10 protein-coding genes and 1 pseudogene are annotated in these 15,080 nt (G+C 63.5%); 10 read left to right on the forward strand and 1 reads right to left on the reverse strand.

Annotated features, from left to right (window positions below; genetic code table 11):
* The 10 genes and pseudogenes from NQ160_RS01945 to NQ160_RS01995 all read left to right on the forward strand — a co-directional run bounded on the left by NQ160_RS01945 (position 1) and on the right by NQ160_RS01995 (position 14,250).
* A complete protein-coding gene (locus NQ160_RS01945; RefSeq protein ID WP_257513553.1) occupies positions 1-603 on the forward strand; it encodes an SAM-dependent methyltransferase in 603 nt (200 codons plus the stop codon).
* Positions 600-2,759: a GmrSD restriction endonuclease domain-containing protein gene (locus NQ160_RS01950; protein ID WP_257513554.1), complete on the forward strand. Its 2,160-nt coding sequence runs from the start codon at positions 600-602 to the stop codon at positions 2,757-2,759. Before NQ160_RS01945 ends, NQ160_RS01950 begins: the two co-directional genes overlap by 4 nt.
* The gene (locus NQ160_RS01955; protein ID WP_257513555.1) at positions 2,756-4,360 is read left to right on the forward strand and encodes an Eco57I restriction-modification methylase domain-containing protein; all 1,605 of its coding nucleotides are present in this window, start codon (positions 2,756-2,758) and stop codon (positions 4,358-4,360) included. The genes NQ160_RS01950 and NQ160_RS01955 overlap by 4 nt, the downstream gene beginning before the upstream one ends.
* The gene (locus tag NQ160_RS01960; protein WP_257513556.1) at positions 4,353-6,908 is read left to right on the forward strand and encodes a GIY-YIG nuclease family protein; all 2,556 of its coding nucleotides are present in this window, start codon (positions 4,353-4,355) and stop codon (positions 6,906-6,908) included. The genes NQ160_RS01955 and NQ160_RS01960 overlap by 8 nt, the downstream gene beginning before the upstream one ends.
* Positions 6,909-7,511: 603 nt before the next feature.
* A complete protein-coding gene (locus tag NQ160_RS24820; protein WP_257513557.1) occupies positions 7,512-8,819 on the forward strand; it encodes an AAA family ATPase in 1,308 nt (435 codons plus the stop codon).
* Positions 8,820-8,883: 64 nt separating this feature from the next.
* Entirely contained in the window at positions 8,884-9,645 is a 762-nt protein-coding gene (locus tag NQ160_RS01970; RefSeq protein WP_257513558.1) for a DUF4435 domain-containing protein, read from the forward strand.
* Positions 9,646-9,973: 328 nt separating this feature from the next.
* Positions 9,974-11,109, forward strand: a pseudogene (locus NQ160_RS01975) (IS3 family transposase).
* Positions 11,110-11,294: 185 nt separating this feature from the next.
* Positions 11,295-12,413, forward strand: a complete 1,119-nt coding sequence (locus tag NQ160_RS01980; protein ID WP_257513559.1) for a DUF4062 domain-containing protein — start codon at positions 11,295-11,297, stop codon at positions 12,411-12,413.
* Positions 12,414-12,427: 14 nt separating this feature from the next.
* The gene (locus NQ160_RS01985; protein WP_257513560.1) at positions 12,428-13,039 is read left to right on the forward strand and encodes a hypothetical protein; all 612 of its coding nucleotides are present in this window, start codon (positions 12,428-12,430) and stop codon (positions 13,037-13,039) included.
* 437 nt (positions 13,040-13,476) lie between these two features.
* The gene (locus NQ160_RS01995; RefSeq protein WP_308211433.1) at positions 13,477-14,250 is read left to right on the forward strand and encodes a hypothetical protein; all 774 of its coding nucleotides are present in this window, start codon (positions 13,477-13,479) and stop codon (positions 14,248-14,250) included.
* Between the two features lie 47 nt (positions 14,251-14,297).
* Here NQ160_RS01995 and NQ160_RS02000 read toward each other — a convergent pair whose 3' ends face one another.
* Entirely contained in the window at positions 14,298-14,978 is a 681-nt protein-coding gene (locus NQ160_RS02000) for a DUF3626 domain-containing protein (RefSeq protein ID WP_257513562.1), read from the reverse strand.
* Between the last annotated feature and the right edge of the window lie 102 nt (positions 14,979-15,080).

Genomic DNA, 15,080 nt, shown 5'->3' on the forward strand with positions numbered 1-15,080 from the left:
GTGGCTGATCACGGCGAGGTGTTCACGCCAGGCTGGCTCGTCGAGGACATGCTTGACCTGGTCAAAGATGAGACCGAGCGGATCGACTCGCGGTTCCTCGAGCCAGCCTGCGGCTCGGGTAACTTCCTCATACCAGTCCTCGAGCGCAAGCTTGCAGTCGTACATGCGCGATATGGCAAGAGCGACTTCGAGCGACGCCACTACGCCTTGTTTGGCATCATGTGCATCTACGGCATCGAGTTGCTTCCCGACAACGCGGCCGAGTGTCGAAACAACCTCGCTGAGACCCTTGCCAGCGTGCTGAAGCTCACAGCCGAGGATCCGCTGGTCCGAGCCGCTCGTGTGGTCGCAGCCGCGAACATCGTGCAAGGTGACGCGCTTGCGATGACGGATAGCACCGGTGCCCCCATCGTCTTCCCCGAATGGGGCTACCTCGGACGCGGCAAGTACCAGCGTCGTGACTTTCGTTTCGATGCGCTTACTCAGCGGTCCGCGGCATCTGGCACGCTCTTCGACGCCTTCGAAGAACACGAGATTTTCACCCCGATACGCACTTACCCAGCAATAACCATCGCGCAGCTCGCAGAGGAGATCGCCGAGTGAAGACTGAGGTCGTCAAACCCCAGGACGTGTTCTATAACCCCACACGGCTGACGGTCCCACTGTTCCAGCGGCCTTATGTCTGGTCGCAGCGAGAGCAGTGGGAACCACTGTGGGAAGACCTCGTGCGTCTCATTGATGTCATCGAGGGGCACAACCAGGACGCGACGCACTTTCTCGGGGCGATCGTCATCCAGCAGGTTCCTGCCCGCCTTGGTGCGCTACCGACGTGGAACGTCATCGACGGTCAACAGCGGCTGACGACACTGCAGCTTCTCCTCGACGCCTTGCATGCGCAGCTCGAAAGGCGCGGGCTTGGGGATTACGCCGATCAGGTCCTCCCTCTCGTGGAAAACCCCAAGAGCTTCCGCAAAGCGGGCGAAGACCGTTTCAAGCTGTGGCCGACCAACCGGGATCGTGCGTCGTTCGCGGCAGTCATGTCAGCGCCACCCCCGATCACATACGCCTCCCTACCAGCCTCTCGCTTGCGCGACGCGCACCTCTACTTCTCCGACGCGATTGACACGTGGCTCGGTGAAGACGACGCCGAGCAGAGAGCGTCTCTTCTCGTCGGGGCGATCACCGAGCGGCTTGAGATCGCGAGTATCCGTTTGGACGCGAACGAGGACGCACAAGCGATTTTCGAGACGCTGAACGCACGCGGAACGCCGCTCTCGGCCGCGGATCTGATCAAGAATTACATCTTCCAACAGATCGATGCGACGAATGCCGAGCAGGACTACCTCACCTACTGGGCCGACTTCGAGACTCCCTGGTGGGAGACCGAGGTGACATCCGGCCGCATCAAGAATCCACGGGCCTCTCTCTTCCTCTGGCAGTGGCTCGTGGCGCGCACACTGACGGACTTCCCTATCCGCGAAGTGTTCACCCAGTTCAAGCACTACGTCAACACCGTGGAAAAGGATGTTTCAGCGCTTTTGCCGCAGATCAAGGCGGCGGCCGACCGATACCGGACGATCATTGAGGGATCTGAGAACCCGAATGGTCCGCTGAGCCGCGCGCAGCTATTTAGCTACCGCGTTGGAACGCTGGACTCTGAGATCAGCCGCCCACTCTTGATTTGGCTGGATGAGCCTGAGCAAGCGGGCGTGCCGGACGCCGATCGGACGCGCATCCTGAGCCTTCTGGAGAGCTGGTTCGTGCGTCGTGCGCTCGTCAAGGCCCCTTCGCAGGGTTCCAACAGGTTTCTCGTCGACATGCTCCGGGTTCTAAGCCGCCGGCCGAAGGACGAATTGACAAGCGGCGTCGAAGATTTCCTAGTCGCCAATCACACGGTCCTCGGCTATTGGCCGGGCGATGACGAAGTTCGTGCAGCGCTCACCGAGGCCAACGTCTACGGACAGTACCGTCGCGGTCGCGTCCGCATGGTGCTCGAGGCCATCGAAGACGCCAAGCGCGGATACCCGGGGGCTAATCCGCTCGCCATGGGACCGATCGTGCGTGGCAAGGCCACAATCGAGCACCTCATGCCGCAGAAATGGCGAGCGCACTGGGCAGCTGACCTAAGTGAGGACGAAGAGCGCGAGCGAGATCGGCGCGTACATCAGCTGGGCAACCTGACCATCGTCACGCAGGCACTCAACAGCCGGATCTCAAACGGTTCGTGGGAGCAGAAGCGGGCGCACTTCCTCGCGTCGGACGACGTGCTCATCACCAAGCAGGCGCTGGCTCTCGCGGGGGACCGGCCGTGGGATGAGCGGGCGATCGCTGCGCGTACGAAGCAGATGATCGACCAGATCCTTACCGTCTGGCCGGCGCCGCCCGGCCACATCGGAATGGAGGTACCACCGCCACCTCCCGTCACGCGGGCGAGCGTCGACGTTGCGCAGCTTGTCGACGCCGGCTGGCTGGCCACCGGCACTGAGCTGGTCCCCCGGCAGCAGGCGGTGTCAGGAGCGACCGCGATTGTGTCGCAGGACGGCCGCCTCTATATCGGCGACACGGCGTACGACACTCCCTCGGCTGCCGCCGGAGCCGCCTACTCGGGCAAAGGCGCCGTCAATGGTTGGTGGTTCTGGGGCATAGCTGGCACCGGCCGGCGATTGACGGATGTGCGGGCGGACTACCTCGCGAGCTTTGGTGACGGTGACGGGGAAGGTGACGACGAAGCCGACGACGTCGCCGGGGCGGCAGCATGAGCGCCCCCGTGCTCGAGAGCAAAGCGAGCTTCGCCTTGCGTGGACACAACCCCGACGTGCTTACCTGCATCGCGAACCTGTCGAACGACGAGGTCTTCACGCCGCCGGAGCTCGCGAAGCAGATGCTCGACAGCGTGGCGAACGCTTGGGCCGAGAGCCACGATGGAGCCTCGATCTGGCAGAACCCCGACGTCACGTTCCTCGACCCGTTCACGAAGTCGGGCGTCTTCTTGCGCGAGATTACGTCGCGCCTGGCTGAGGGGCTCGCGGCGAAGATTCCCGACCTGCAGGAGCGCGTGGACCACATTCTGACTAAGCAGGTCTACGGCATCGGTATCACGAAACTCACCGCCCTGCTCGCACGCCGGAGCGTCTACTGCTCGAAGGATGCCACTGGCAAGCACTCCATCGCGAGGAGCTTCGAACGCGAATGGGGCAACATCTGGTTCGAACGGACTGAACACACATGGGCGGGCGATCGCTGTGCGTACTGCCCCGCCAACCGGGCGAGCTACGAGCGCTCAGAGGAGCTCGAGACTCACGCTTACGCATTCACCCACGCTGTCGACCTTTCGTCTAGGTTGCGACAAATGTTTGGAGCCGACGTGCAGTTCGACGTCATCATTGGAAACCCCCCTTATCAGCTGAGCGACGGCGGCGCAGGTGCGAGCGCGATGCCGATTTACCACCGCTTCGTGGAGCAAGCGAAAAAGCTCGAGCCACGGTTGCTGAGCATGATCATGCCCAGCCGCTGGATGGCGGGAGGGCGGGGACTTGACGAGTTTCGTGCAGAGATGCTTCGGGACCACCGGATCGCGGCTTTGGTGGATTTCCCCCTCGCGTCGGATGCTTTTGTTGGCACTGAGATTAAGGGGGGCGTGTGCTACTTCCTCTGGAGCCAGAATTACCACGGTCCAACCATGGTGACGCAGGTCCGCGGAGCAGAGGTCGCTGGCCCGACGCCACGGGTACTGGATGAGTTTGACGTCTTTGTGCGCGACTCGATTGCAGTCGCGATCCTCCACAAGGTACTTGCGTTCAAAGAGGAGTCGATTTCGAGCCTGGTCAGCGCCTGGCGCCCGTTCGCCTTCAATTCGGACTTCAAGGATTTCCATCACGACAAGCGGCCCGGTGATCTGGTGCTCCACTATGTGCGTCCGGGCAAGCGGCTAGTCGGCTACATCGCGCCGTCGCAGGTCACGCGCGGCGCGACGTTGATCGACGCGTGGAAGGTTTTTGCGCCGGAGGGGTTCAACGGAGGCGATGGGGTGCCGCACCAAATTGTCGGCCGCCCCATCGTCGCGGGGCCAGGGGAAGTCTGCACCGGGACGTACCTGGCTATTGGGCCGTTTGCGACCGAGGCTGAGGCTCTGCGGATGAGGGACTACTACGCGACTCGGTTCTTCCGCTTTCTAGTTTCGCTCCGCAAGATTACTCAGCACACGGGCCGGGGGACATTCACCTGGGTGCCGCGCTTGCTAACCAGGGACTGGACTGACGAGGAACTGTACGTGAAGTATGGGCTGACTGACGAAGAGATCACGTTTATCGAGACGCAGATTAAACCGATGGTTGTGGCCAACGGGGCGACCGATGACTAGGTCCGCAGGCTCGCTTCTCCCAGCGAAGCCCGAGCGCCGCCCTCGACTGTATGCGTGGTCCTCCAACGAGGTTGCGCGACGGTGGCGCGGCTGCCTGAAGATCGGTCAGACCAGCCAAGACGTTAACGCTCGCATCAAGCAGTCGCAGGGGCAGGCGCGCGTCGACTACACGCTAGAGGTCGACGAACCTGCAGCGCGGCCCGACGGCAGCCTCATCACTGACGCGGATGTCCGACGGCGCCTTGTCGAGAAGAACTTCGAGAACGTGGTCTTTGAATCGAGCAGGGAGTGGGTTAGGTGCACCGCTGACGACGTCCGCACGGCAATCGCAGAACTCCGCGCAGGCAAACGCTACGAGGGGACGCATCACGCGACCTTCTGTATGCGGAGGGAACAGGCATCCGCCGTCGAGAAAACGCTCGATTACTTCGCGAGCATCTGGGCAGACGACGCCGACGCGGTGCCCGAGTTCCTCTGGAACGCGAAGATGCGCTTCGGCAAGACCTTCGCGACCTACCAGCTTGCACGACAGATGGGTGCGAAGCGGATCCTCGTGATGACGTTCAAGCCAGCGGTCGAAGATGCGTGGGACACCGATCTGAAGACGCATGTCGATTTCGACGGCTGGCAGTACCTGTCGCGTAAGACAGGCGGGGACCCGGCGGCTGTCGATCCGGAGCGTCCACTCGTGTTCTTCGGGTCGTTCCAAGACCTCATGGGGCGCGACGCGGCCGGCAACTTCAAGGCCAAGCACGCATGGCTGACCGAACTCACCTGGGACCTGGTCGTGTTCGACGAGTACCACTTCGGCGCGTGGCGTGATGCCGCCAAGGAGCTCTTCGAAGGCGAAGACGACAAGGCGCAGAAGAAGGCGACCGAGAACGAGTTCAGCAAAGACCTCGAGACCTTCGCGGAGAACCTCGAAGAGACGGGACTGGATGAAGACGCCTTCGTGCCGATCAAAGCCCGCTCCTATCTGTACCTCTCAGGAACGCCGTTCAAAGTGCTGAAGGAGGGGAGATTCATCGAGGAGCAGATCTTCAACTGGACGTACACCGACGAGCAGCGCGCCAAGGCGGCTTTCGCCGAACAGTACCCGGATCAGCTCAGTCCTTACGCATCGTTGCCCGAGATGAGGCTACTGACCTATCAGATGCCCGAGGAAATCCTCGCGATCGCTAGTCAGGGCGAGTTCGACGAGTTCGACCTCAACGCGTTCTTCGAGGCTAAGGGAACCGGCACCGATGCCGAGTTCGTGCACAAAGACGACGTGCAGAAGTGGCTCGAGATCATCCGCGGCAGCTACGCGCCCACGCAGGTCGATTATCTAAAGGCGGGCACGCGCCCGCCGTTCCCATACTCCGATGCGCGGCTTCTGCCTTACTTACAGCACTCCATCTGGATGTTGCCCCGCACGGCATCCTGCGCCGCCATGGCTAACCTGCTCGCCGAACCACAGAACGCGTTTTGGCATGACTACCAGGTCGTGAACGTCTCGGCTCCAGGCGTCGGCGTGGGTCTGGACGCGTTGCCGCCTGTGCGTCAGGCCATAGGCAGCGGTTTCGACACCAAGACGATCACTCTCACGGTCGGCAAGCTCACGACCGGGGTGACGGTCCCGCAGTGGTCGTCGATCCTCATGCTCCGGAATCTCCAGGCTCCCGAGACCTACTTTCAAGCAGCGTTCCGGGTGCAGTCCCCGTGGACGATCCGGAACCCCGACGGCGATGACCCGTCGCGCCTCGACATCCTTAAACCCGTTTGCTTCGTATTCGACTTTGCGCCCACGCGCGCGCTTCGGCAGATGAGCGAGTATGGTGTCGGACTCGCACCAGAGGAGCGCAATCCCGAGAAGGCGGTCGAGGAGCTTGTGAAGTTTCTGCCTGTGCTCGCCTACGACGGGTCGAACATGACGCAGGTGGATGCCGGGGGCATCCTGGACATCGCCATGGCGGGCACCTCGGCGACGTTGCTTGCGCGCAAGTGGGAGTCAGCGATCCTTGTGAACGTCGACAACGCGACGTTGCGGAAGATCCTAGGTTCGCAGGCCGCGATGGATGCAGTGATGAACATCGAGGGCTTCCGCGCCCTCGGCTCGAACGTATTCGAGACCGTTATCAACAAGAGTGAGGCGGTGAAGAAGACGAAGGCCGAGCGGGGTGACGACATCACCCCCGGCGAGAAGAAGGAACTCAGCGCGGAGGAGAAGGAGTACAAGTCTAAGCGAAAGCAGATCCAGGAGAAGCTGATCAAGTTCGCGACGCGCATCCCGGCCTTCATGTACCTCACCGACTATCGGGAGAACACGCTGTACGACGTGATCACGAAGATCGAGCCAGAGTTGTTCAAAGCCGTTACAGGCCTCACCGTCGAGGATTTCAACCTGCTGGTCTCGCTCGGCGTATTCAACGCGGGGCACATGAACCAGGCCGTCTTCGCCTTCCGGCGCTACGAAGATGCGTCGCTTTCGTATACCGGCATCGAGTCCCACAAGGGAGTCCGGAGATATGGCCTGTACGACACGGTGGTCGCAGTCGAAGCAAACTGAAACCTGGTTGCGTCTTTAATGACGCTTCGTCGCGTCTTCGGCTGGAGCTGGGCGGTGATCCCTTCGCCGGTCGCGAATCTTGGCATTGATGCCGTGGTAGTCCTCCAGCGGAAGTGGGGCTGCTGGAGACCCCCGATGCCCGCCCTACAGTCTTGGGCATAGAACCGGTTGGTCGTCGCCGCTGGACTCGGCCAGGGGCCTGGCGAGCTCGTTTCCAGCGGTTCCAAAACTGTGCGAGCAGTTCGTGAGACGCGGGCAGTTGCTCGATGGGGTTCTTTGAGCGTTCTCGCTAGGTGCCGCACGCGTAGGCCCGCAATGGTCGCCTGCGCGGGCGCCTATGCGTATGCCTCAGTGACTCGGCGACTCGGACCGAATTGTCGAATCAATCCTTCGGTGTTCCCGGTCGATCCACCCGCGCGAGGATGTGCAGCCAAAATCGGTGGCTGTGCCCGGCAAAGTCACCACCAAACTAGTGCTCAAAGCCCCAGGATGTTGTAAGAATGAGTCAACAGCCATCATTCAATGACGCAGGGTCGGGGGCGCCGCGTGAGACGGGTAACGCGTGTAGAGGTCGTTGGACTATTCGGCCATGCTAGACACTCTGTGGAGTTCCGCAGTGCGGAACCCACGATTCTTCTCGCGCCGAACCGGGCCGGAAAAACGCACATTCTGCGCCTTACGGCGGCCGCGCTATCGCTTGACGCGCAGACGCTCCTCGAAACCGTGTATGACGAGCTCTCGATCGAGTTCAGTGACGGGTACTGCCTGACGGCGACCCGTCGCGTGGAGGACCGCGGGCCACGGGTGAGCATGCGCGCGCTTCTTTACGGAGAACAGGCTGGCGCGGGTCTCTCGATCGCTATGGAGGACCTAGACACTCCGCAGGTTCTCCCCCCAGGCATCGCCAAGGTGGGACCCGGGCGCTGGGTCAACGAGCGTACGGGTATGCAACTTGGCGCCCATGACCTCAAACGCAGATACGGGGTTGAAGCCGACGCGTTAGCGGGCCGGCTGAAAGAGGCTCCTCAGATTGAGCAGCTGTGTGGCCACCCTCGCCCCGTCTTTATCGATACTTGGAGACTGGACGCGCGAGCAGACGACTCACGCATGCTGGGGGATTGGGGTTCTCCTCGGGGCCGGTCGGGCGCTGCCGCGGCATCACGGATTCGTGGGTATACGGAAAAGCTAAGCGGGGAGATCACCGAGGCGCGCCGCGCATCGGTCCAAGCTACGCAGAGCGCGGATCTTAGTTTTGCGCAGCGCGCACTCGAAGCGGCGGACCGTACGATCAAGGAAGCCGAGCTCCACAAGCGGTATGACGACACGGTCGAACGCTACGAGGCGCTCGCTCGCAACGGTCTTGCGGTGGGAGAAGCTCCAATTCCCTTCCCGGAGAGGACCTCTCCTACCGTGCGTCGTATTCTCAGCGTTTTCCTTGATGACTGGGATCGGCGACTCGAGCCTCTTCTGCCCGTCAATGAGAAACTGCAAACGCTGCGCGACATCCTTGACAGCAAGCTTGCACCGTCCGGGAAGCGGACATCAATCTCTGCCCGAGGGGCTTTGGAGTTTCACAACGTTTCAGGTCTGCGGTTGCCGGTCTCCAGGCTTTCCTCGGGAGAGCAACACCTCGTTGCGCTGTTCACTTTGTTACTGTTCGCAGCTAAGCCTGGGTCGCTTGTTCTGGTGGATGAGCCCGAGATTTCGCTTCATGCAGCATGGAAGCATGCTTTCCTCACGGACATCACACGGGTTGCGGAAGTGAGTAATCTGCAGATCGTAATAGCAACGCACTCGGCAGGCATCGTCAATGGGCGGTGGGACCTGACCGAGGAGCTAGTGCTCAGTACAGATGCTCGTCTGGATGACGCCGATGTAGATTCCTTGACTGATGAGGACTTCGATGAGTAGTTCGCTTCGCGATCTAGATCGGCTGGAGGACCGTCTTCGTCAGCACCGTCAGGTCGATAAAGGCGTGCTGGTCATCGTCGAGGGACCGGATGATCTGTTAGTTCTCGCGTCTCATGTTCCCGGAGGGACCCTGTTCCCCGCCGATGGGAAGCCCAACGCCCTTCGGGCGGTCGAGAGGCTCGTTGAGTGGGGTCTGGAGGGTGTGAGGGCGGTTGTCGATGCGGACTTCGACGAATCATGTCCACTCGAGGAAGAGGGCATCGTAATCACCTACGACGGTCGCGATCTAGAAGCGATGTTGGCGTCGCTGGGCGTCCTACGCACCGTGCTAGAGCATCAAGGCTCGTCCGCCAAGCTCGAAGCTCTCGGCGGCGTCGATGCGGCATGTGAGCTGGTCCAACGCGCTGCACATTCGGTCGCAGAGATTCGCGCGGCAAACGCGCGCAACTCCTGGGGACTACGTTTCGACGCGCTTGACGTGACTGCGAAAGCGGACAAACGCACGCTCGAGCTGGATATAAGGCGATTTGCGGCGGCGCTCGTTCAGGGCAGCGACACAGAGGCATCAACGACCGACGTGGTCGCGGTGGTGGTGGGGAGCCCGCTCGACGGGCGTGGTCCGCGCGGGAAGGACATCGCGGCGTTCGCCGGGTTTGGGCTGCGAGCCCGGTTTGGGTCGTTGCCGGCTGCGGCTACGAGCGCAGATGTCATCTGCGCACAGTTGCGTTCCAGTGCGGGTCTTGCTCTCGAACGATCCCAGTGGATGGCGATGCTCAGGCAGTCGATCGAGCAAGCGGCTGCTGAAGTGGACCGTACGGCAGCGTAAGGAGCCGGAACGCGGCGGTGGGGTGCAGTATGATCTCCGGGATCAACTGGCGCGGTGCACCGGGGAGTTGGGTGAATCCGGTCCGACTGCTGCCTAGCTCGGGCCAAAGGGGTGCGCCGCGTTAGCATACTAAGCGAACGTTTTCGCGGTGTGTCTCCCGGGCGCACGTATCCCGCGATGTGAAAGCCGGTACGCGGAACCGCCTCGCCTGTAGCCGGGCCACTGAAGCTGGGGGTTGGAGCGTGACCCGGTTTCCACTGGGACTGCTGCACGGATAGGTGACATCTGATCTGGCTTGCCCTGGAGGGTGGCCTGGAAGGATGTTGCTGTGCGCAAGCCCTACCCGGGTGAGTTCCGTGACGACGTCGTGCGCGTCGCGAGGAACCGGGAGCCCGGAGTGACGATCGAGCAGATCGCCAAAGACTTCGGTGTCCACCCGATGACGCTGCAGAAGTGGATGCGTCGCGCAGATATCGACGAGGGCGCCAAGCCCGGCCAGTCCCGGACGGAGGGCGCCGCGTTGCAGGAGGCGCGGAAGCGGATCCGGCTTCTGGAGCAGGAGAACGACGTCCTCCGGCGCGCGGCGGCGTATCTGTCGCAGGCGAATCTGCCGGGAAAAGGTTCTACCCGCTCGTGACGGAGCTCGCCGACGCAGGGATTCCTGTGACGGTGACGTGCCGGGTGCTCAAGCTCTCTCGGCCCATCGCGCGAATGCGCTTTTCGACGCTCACAAGGACGACCCGGAGTTCGGGCATCGGCTGCTCGCCGACGAGGCCCGGGGTGCGGCGAGGTGATGGCTGATCGGACCGCGTGGCGGATCGCGTCGGCCAACGGCTGGTTCAGTCCCGTTCGGGAAACCCAAGCGCGGCAAGGCCCGCAGGCCCGGCCGCCCGTCCATGACGACCGCTGCGCCGCGGTCGATGCGAACGACAGGGTCAGGCACGTGTTCGCTGCCGAGGCGCCGAACCAGCTCTGGCTCACTGACATCACGGAGCACAAGACCGCCGAGGGCAAGCTGTACCTCTGCGCGATCAAAGACGTGTTCTCCGGCCGGATCGTCGGCTACTCGATCGACTCCCGGATGAAGTCGCGACTGGCCGTGCAGGCGTTGGAGAACGCCGTCGCGGTGCGCGGCGACATCGCCAGCTGTGTGGTGCATTCGGATCGAGGACCTCAGTTTCGAGCCGCAAATTCCTGCGTGCTCTGGCCCGTCACCGCATGGTCGGGTCCATGGGTCGAGTCGGCTCGAGCGGGGACAACGCCGCCATGGAATCGTTATTTGCGCTCCTCCAGAAGAACGTCCTCGACCGCCGCTCCTGGACCACCCGTGAGCAGCTGCGCATCGCAATGGTGACCTGGATCGAGCGGACCTACCATCGGCGCCGACGCCAGCGCCGCCTGGGCCGTTTAACGCCTATCGAGTTCGAGACCATCATGAACACGGCCGTCGCTCTGGCGGCGTGACTAGGAACTGTCACCTATCCGTGCAGCAGTCCCACGGACGTGGCCGGGCAATCGGCTTTGTTCTTTCGATCGTGCTAGTTGTCGAGCGGAACCACACTGCGCCGGCGCTGTCCATCCAGAAGATTAGAGCGTACGTCGGCAACTTGTGGTGAAGTACAGATATGGCTCTCAGGACTGACCTCACCGTGGACCTCGCATCGAGTCAAGTTCCCCCCGATGAGGCGGATGTCCGTCTGTGGGCGGCTCAACAGTCGGTCTTCGTATCCAGCCTCATTGGCGACATGCGAGATGAGCGCGTTGCGGTTCGTGCGGCGGTCACATCCTTTGGTGCCCGTCCGGTGATGTTCGAGCATGACCTTGGCGGACAGGAGGTGCCGGCCGACCGCGCGTACCTCGACGGTCTCGCCGGATCCACCATCTACCTCGGCATCTACGGCCCCCGTTACGGCCAGCCGCTGGGTAACGGCTACTCGGCAACCCACGACGAGTACCGGAACGCAGACATCGCGAACATGCGGATGGCGCTGTTCGTGCGGGATCCGTTCGGCGGGGCCGATGGCCCGCAGCAGGACTTCGTCGGTGGGCTCCGTGCGCGGTACACCACGGCTCCATACGCAGATGCTGCCCAGCTCGGTCAGCGCGTCCAGGAGCGGTTGAGGGTCATGGCGACAGAGTCCCTCACGCCGTGGATGGTCCTGGGAGATACGGCATTCCGAGCGAACTCCACCCACACCTCAGGCGACACGATCGGCGTACGAGCTACCATCCGCAGCGGTCGGGTCGCAGAACTTGTCAAGGGCTTTCCAGGCGCACGCGGTGGCCTCGGATATGCCGGCGCTCACGATTCCGCCGAGGTGCGGGTGACGGACGTGTCGACCGAATCGACGTCCGCAGGCAGTCAGACTCTCGAGATCACGATGAAGAGGGCCGGTCAGCAGCAGCACCCGACTCCGATGTCCATCAACGGCATGAGCGCGGACGATGTGTTCGAGAAGGCCCTGCGCGGCGCCCTGTTCGGCGAGCCCGTTGAGAACCCCTTCTGGGGTCTCGCGACCATAGAGGACCCTCTCGAGATCCTTCGCGGGCGCAACCTTCCCGACCCGGTTGTGCGCTCGCTCGCCCGCGTACTGACGGACGAGGCGCTCCGGCACCGGGGTATCAAGGGCGGCACTTCGAAGTTCACGCTCGGACCACCGAAGGCGGAAGGCAGGTTGCTCGAGGTGTCATGGTTCCCTCCGCGCCGCTATGTCAACGAGCCGACGCCGGCCGAGCGCGCTGTCACCGGCACTGTCGCGCCGATCTGAGAACGGATCCACCGATGACCGAGAGCGCGGGAGATGTGAAGACGCTTCGCAGCCGGCAGGCTGCTCGTGCCGACTGGCTTGCGGAGAAGTGGGACGAGATCGCACCGCAGTATGAGGGAGACCCGGATTGGTTGCGCCAGCTCGCGACGCAGCTGGAACTATGGGTAGGCGACGAGCTCGACGACCCGCTGTATCTGGAGGCCAGTTACGGCCCCGTGCCCGAACAGGCGGCGAGCGAATCGGGCACTTTCGTCCCGTGGAACGCGCTCAACTCAGACACTCTCTATCTGCGAGCGCTGACCATGACTCAGTTCGTGAGCGTCGATGTCCAGAAGGACAGTGGCCAGGTGGCCGTTGCCTCGGTGTCGGTAGTCGTTGTCCCGAGGTCCCAGCTGGAATTGCTTCGAGCAGACGACATGACTTTGGTCGGGCCCCAGCCCGACACGATACGGCTCACACTGCGATATGCGGGGGTGTCTCAGTCGTTCCTGATTCCGCACGCAGATGACTACGGCGACAGGGAAAAGTGGCGCACCGGCGACGACCTTCGGGTGTTCAGCGCGTTGCGCGCCGATCTCAGGACTCCGCTCGCGGTCACTGGCGAGCCCGTCATCGCCATAGTCTGAGGGGTGCCGTCGGTGAGTGCCTCGCGGCTCGCCTCGGGTCAGCGACTGGGCACGACCGGCGGGGCATGAAGTGCCGCCCTGGCCGCTCTCCGGTGAACGTCGACTAGCCGACGGTGTCTTGATGGGCGTGACAGGCGCTTCATCTCGGGCGGCCGCTCGCGGTGCGCAGCTCAGCCAACGTCGAAGTGAGCTCTCCCCTGGGGCTCAGTTCGGAGTTGATGCCGAGGCGCCTGGTCTGAGTCGCCGGCGACATGCGACCGAGCAGCAGACACGAGCGCCCGGCGTGGGCCGTCCCGGAGCACGATCTGTTCAGAGCCGCCAGAATGCACCCATGCCCGCCGTCCATGGTCCCGGACTGCGCGTCACGCCCGGGCTCACGATCGCGAGTCGGAGTTGACCTGGCGTTTCTCGCGTTAATCCGGCCTCGGCGGGCAGGCGTGAACACGACGGGCTCGCGCGTGGAGCTCGTGTGGGATGCCGCCGGCTCCGCGTCGCTGACACCGCATCAGCGCGAGCGGATCCTTCAGCGCCTGTGCGGTTGCCTGGTCGGGGGAGCGCTGACGATCGCGGCATCCCACCATCGTGCCCAGGGCCCGCAACCGGGAAGCGGCCCGCGAACTCCTGGCCGCGCTGGTCGCGGATGCGCTGCGCCCGGCGTCGGCTACATGCTGCCCTTCTCGATCCTCGTCCTGTTCGCCGAGGAGCGGCTGGGGCTGAACGCCACCGGGTACGGACTGCGGCTCGCCTTCTCCGCCCTCGGTGGGCTGTTCGGCTCGTTCCTCGCGCCCCGGCTGCGCACGTGGCTGGGATACCGGTGGACGATCGTGGCCAGCCTGCTGCTGGGTGCGCTGACCCTCGGCGGTCTCGCCGTCACAACGGATCCGATCGTCGCCGGCGTGCTCTTGGCGCTGTACATCCTGCACGCGGTCGTCTGGAGCATCTGCGCACTCTCCCTGCGGCAGCGGCTCGTGCCCGACGCCCTGCTCGGACGGGTCGGCGGCGCCGCACGCGTGCTCGGCCTGCTGGGGCTGGCCGCCGGCTCCGCGCTGGGCGGCATGCTCGGGGCGATCGACCTGTCGATTCCCGTTGCCGGGGGAGCGGTGGTGTTCGTGGGATGCTGCCTGCTCGCGGTGATCGCGCTGCGCGGCGATCTCACGGCCGACGATCGCAGCGCGGTCGGGGCTCGCGAGGTGGATGCCGAGCTGCGTTAGGTGCAGCGCTGGGTGCCTACCTGATCGTCTTCGGACGCCTAGTTGTCTTACTCGTCCGCGCGCCGCCCATACCGCGCGAGCAAGTGCCACACCTTCTTGAGCGATTGCGCGGGGTGGAGTCCTGAACGGGCGGCGACCCCTAAGACGTCGGGAGTCAACTCATCCGCGAGGGATGCAGCGAGAGCTGCGTACCGCGGTCCTCGGTACCCGGGGTCGAGCGCATCCGTGGTGACTCTGAAGCCCGGATGGAAGTCGACCTGCGAAAGGCGCGCCGCTGCCGCATGAACGGCCGTTCCTCGGTAACAGGGGTCGAGAACGATCGCTTCGACATCCCTTGCGAAGGCGACGCCGCCGTGGACGTGCGCCTCGACATAGCGATCCAATGGTTCGAGGTCTTCGGACAGCATCCGCTCGACGAGGGTTGGCAGCTCATCCACGCCCCCAATCCGGTGCGGTTCGAACACCGAATCGGGGTAACAGAATGTCGCTCGTTCAGACGCCTCGGGCCGGAGGCGAAGGAACGCTGAGCCGAATCGCGGAGCGGCTCCGTGCATGTCTCCGAGGTCGACCGCGCCGTACACCGGGCGAGCGTCAGCGGGTGTCGTGTCGTAACGGCTGTTGAACAGGCGGCTTTCCCAGTGCCAGCGACCGCCGCCGGGATGAGCCGTGAGGCCTCCGTTGGACGTGCCGGTCTCGAACTGCGAGAGGTACCGACCGCTCGACACCATGGCGTCGAGAACTGTTGTGCTGCGATAAGGCCAGTCCGGCTGGGAAGTGGAGGAGGACTCTCGCGGGCACGGGGCGAGATTAGCAAGAGGCCGTGTGCGCGC

Source organism: Microbacterium sp. zg.Y909, from assembly GCF_024626565.1.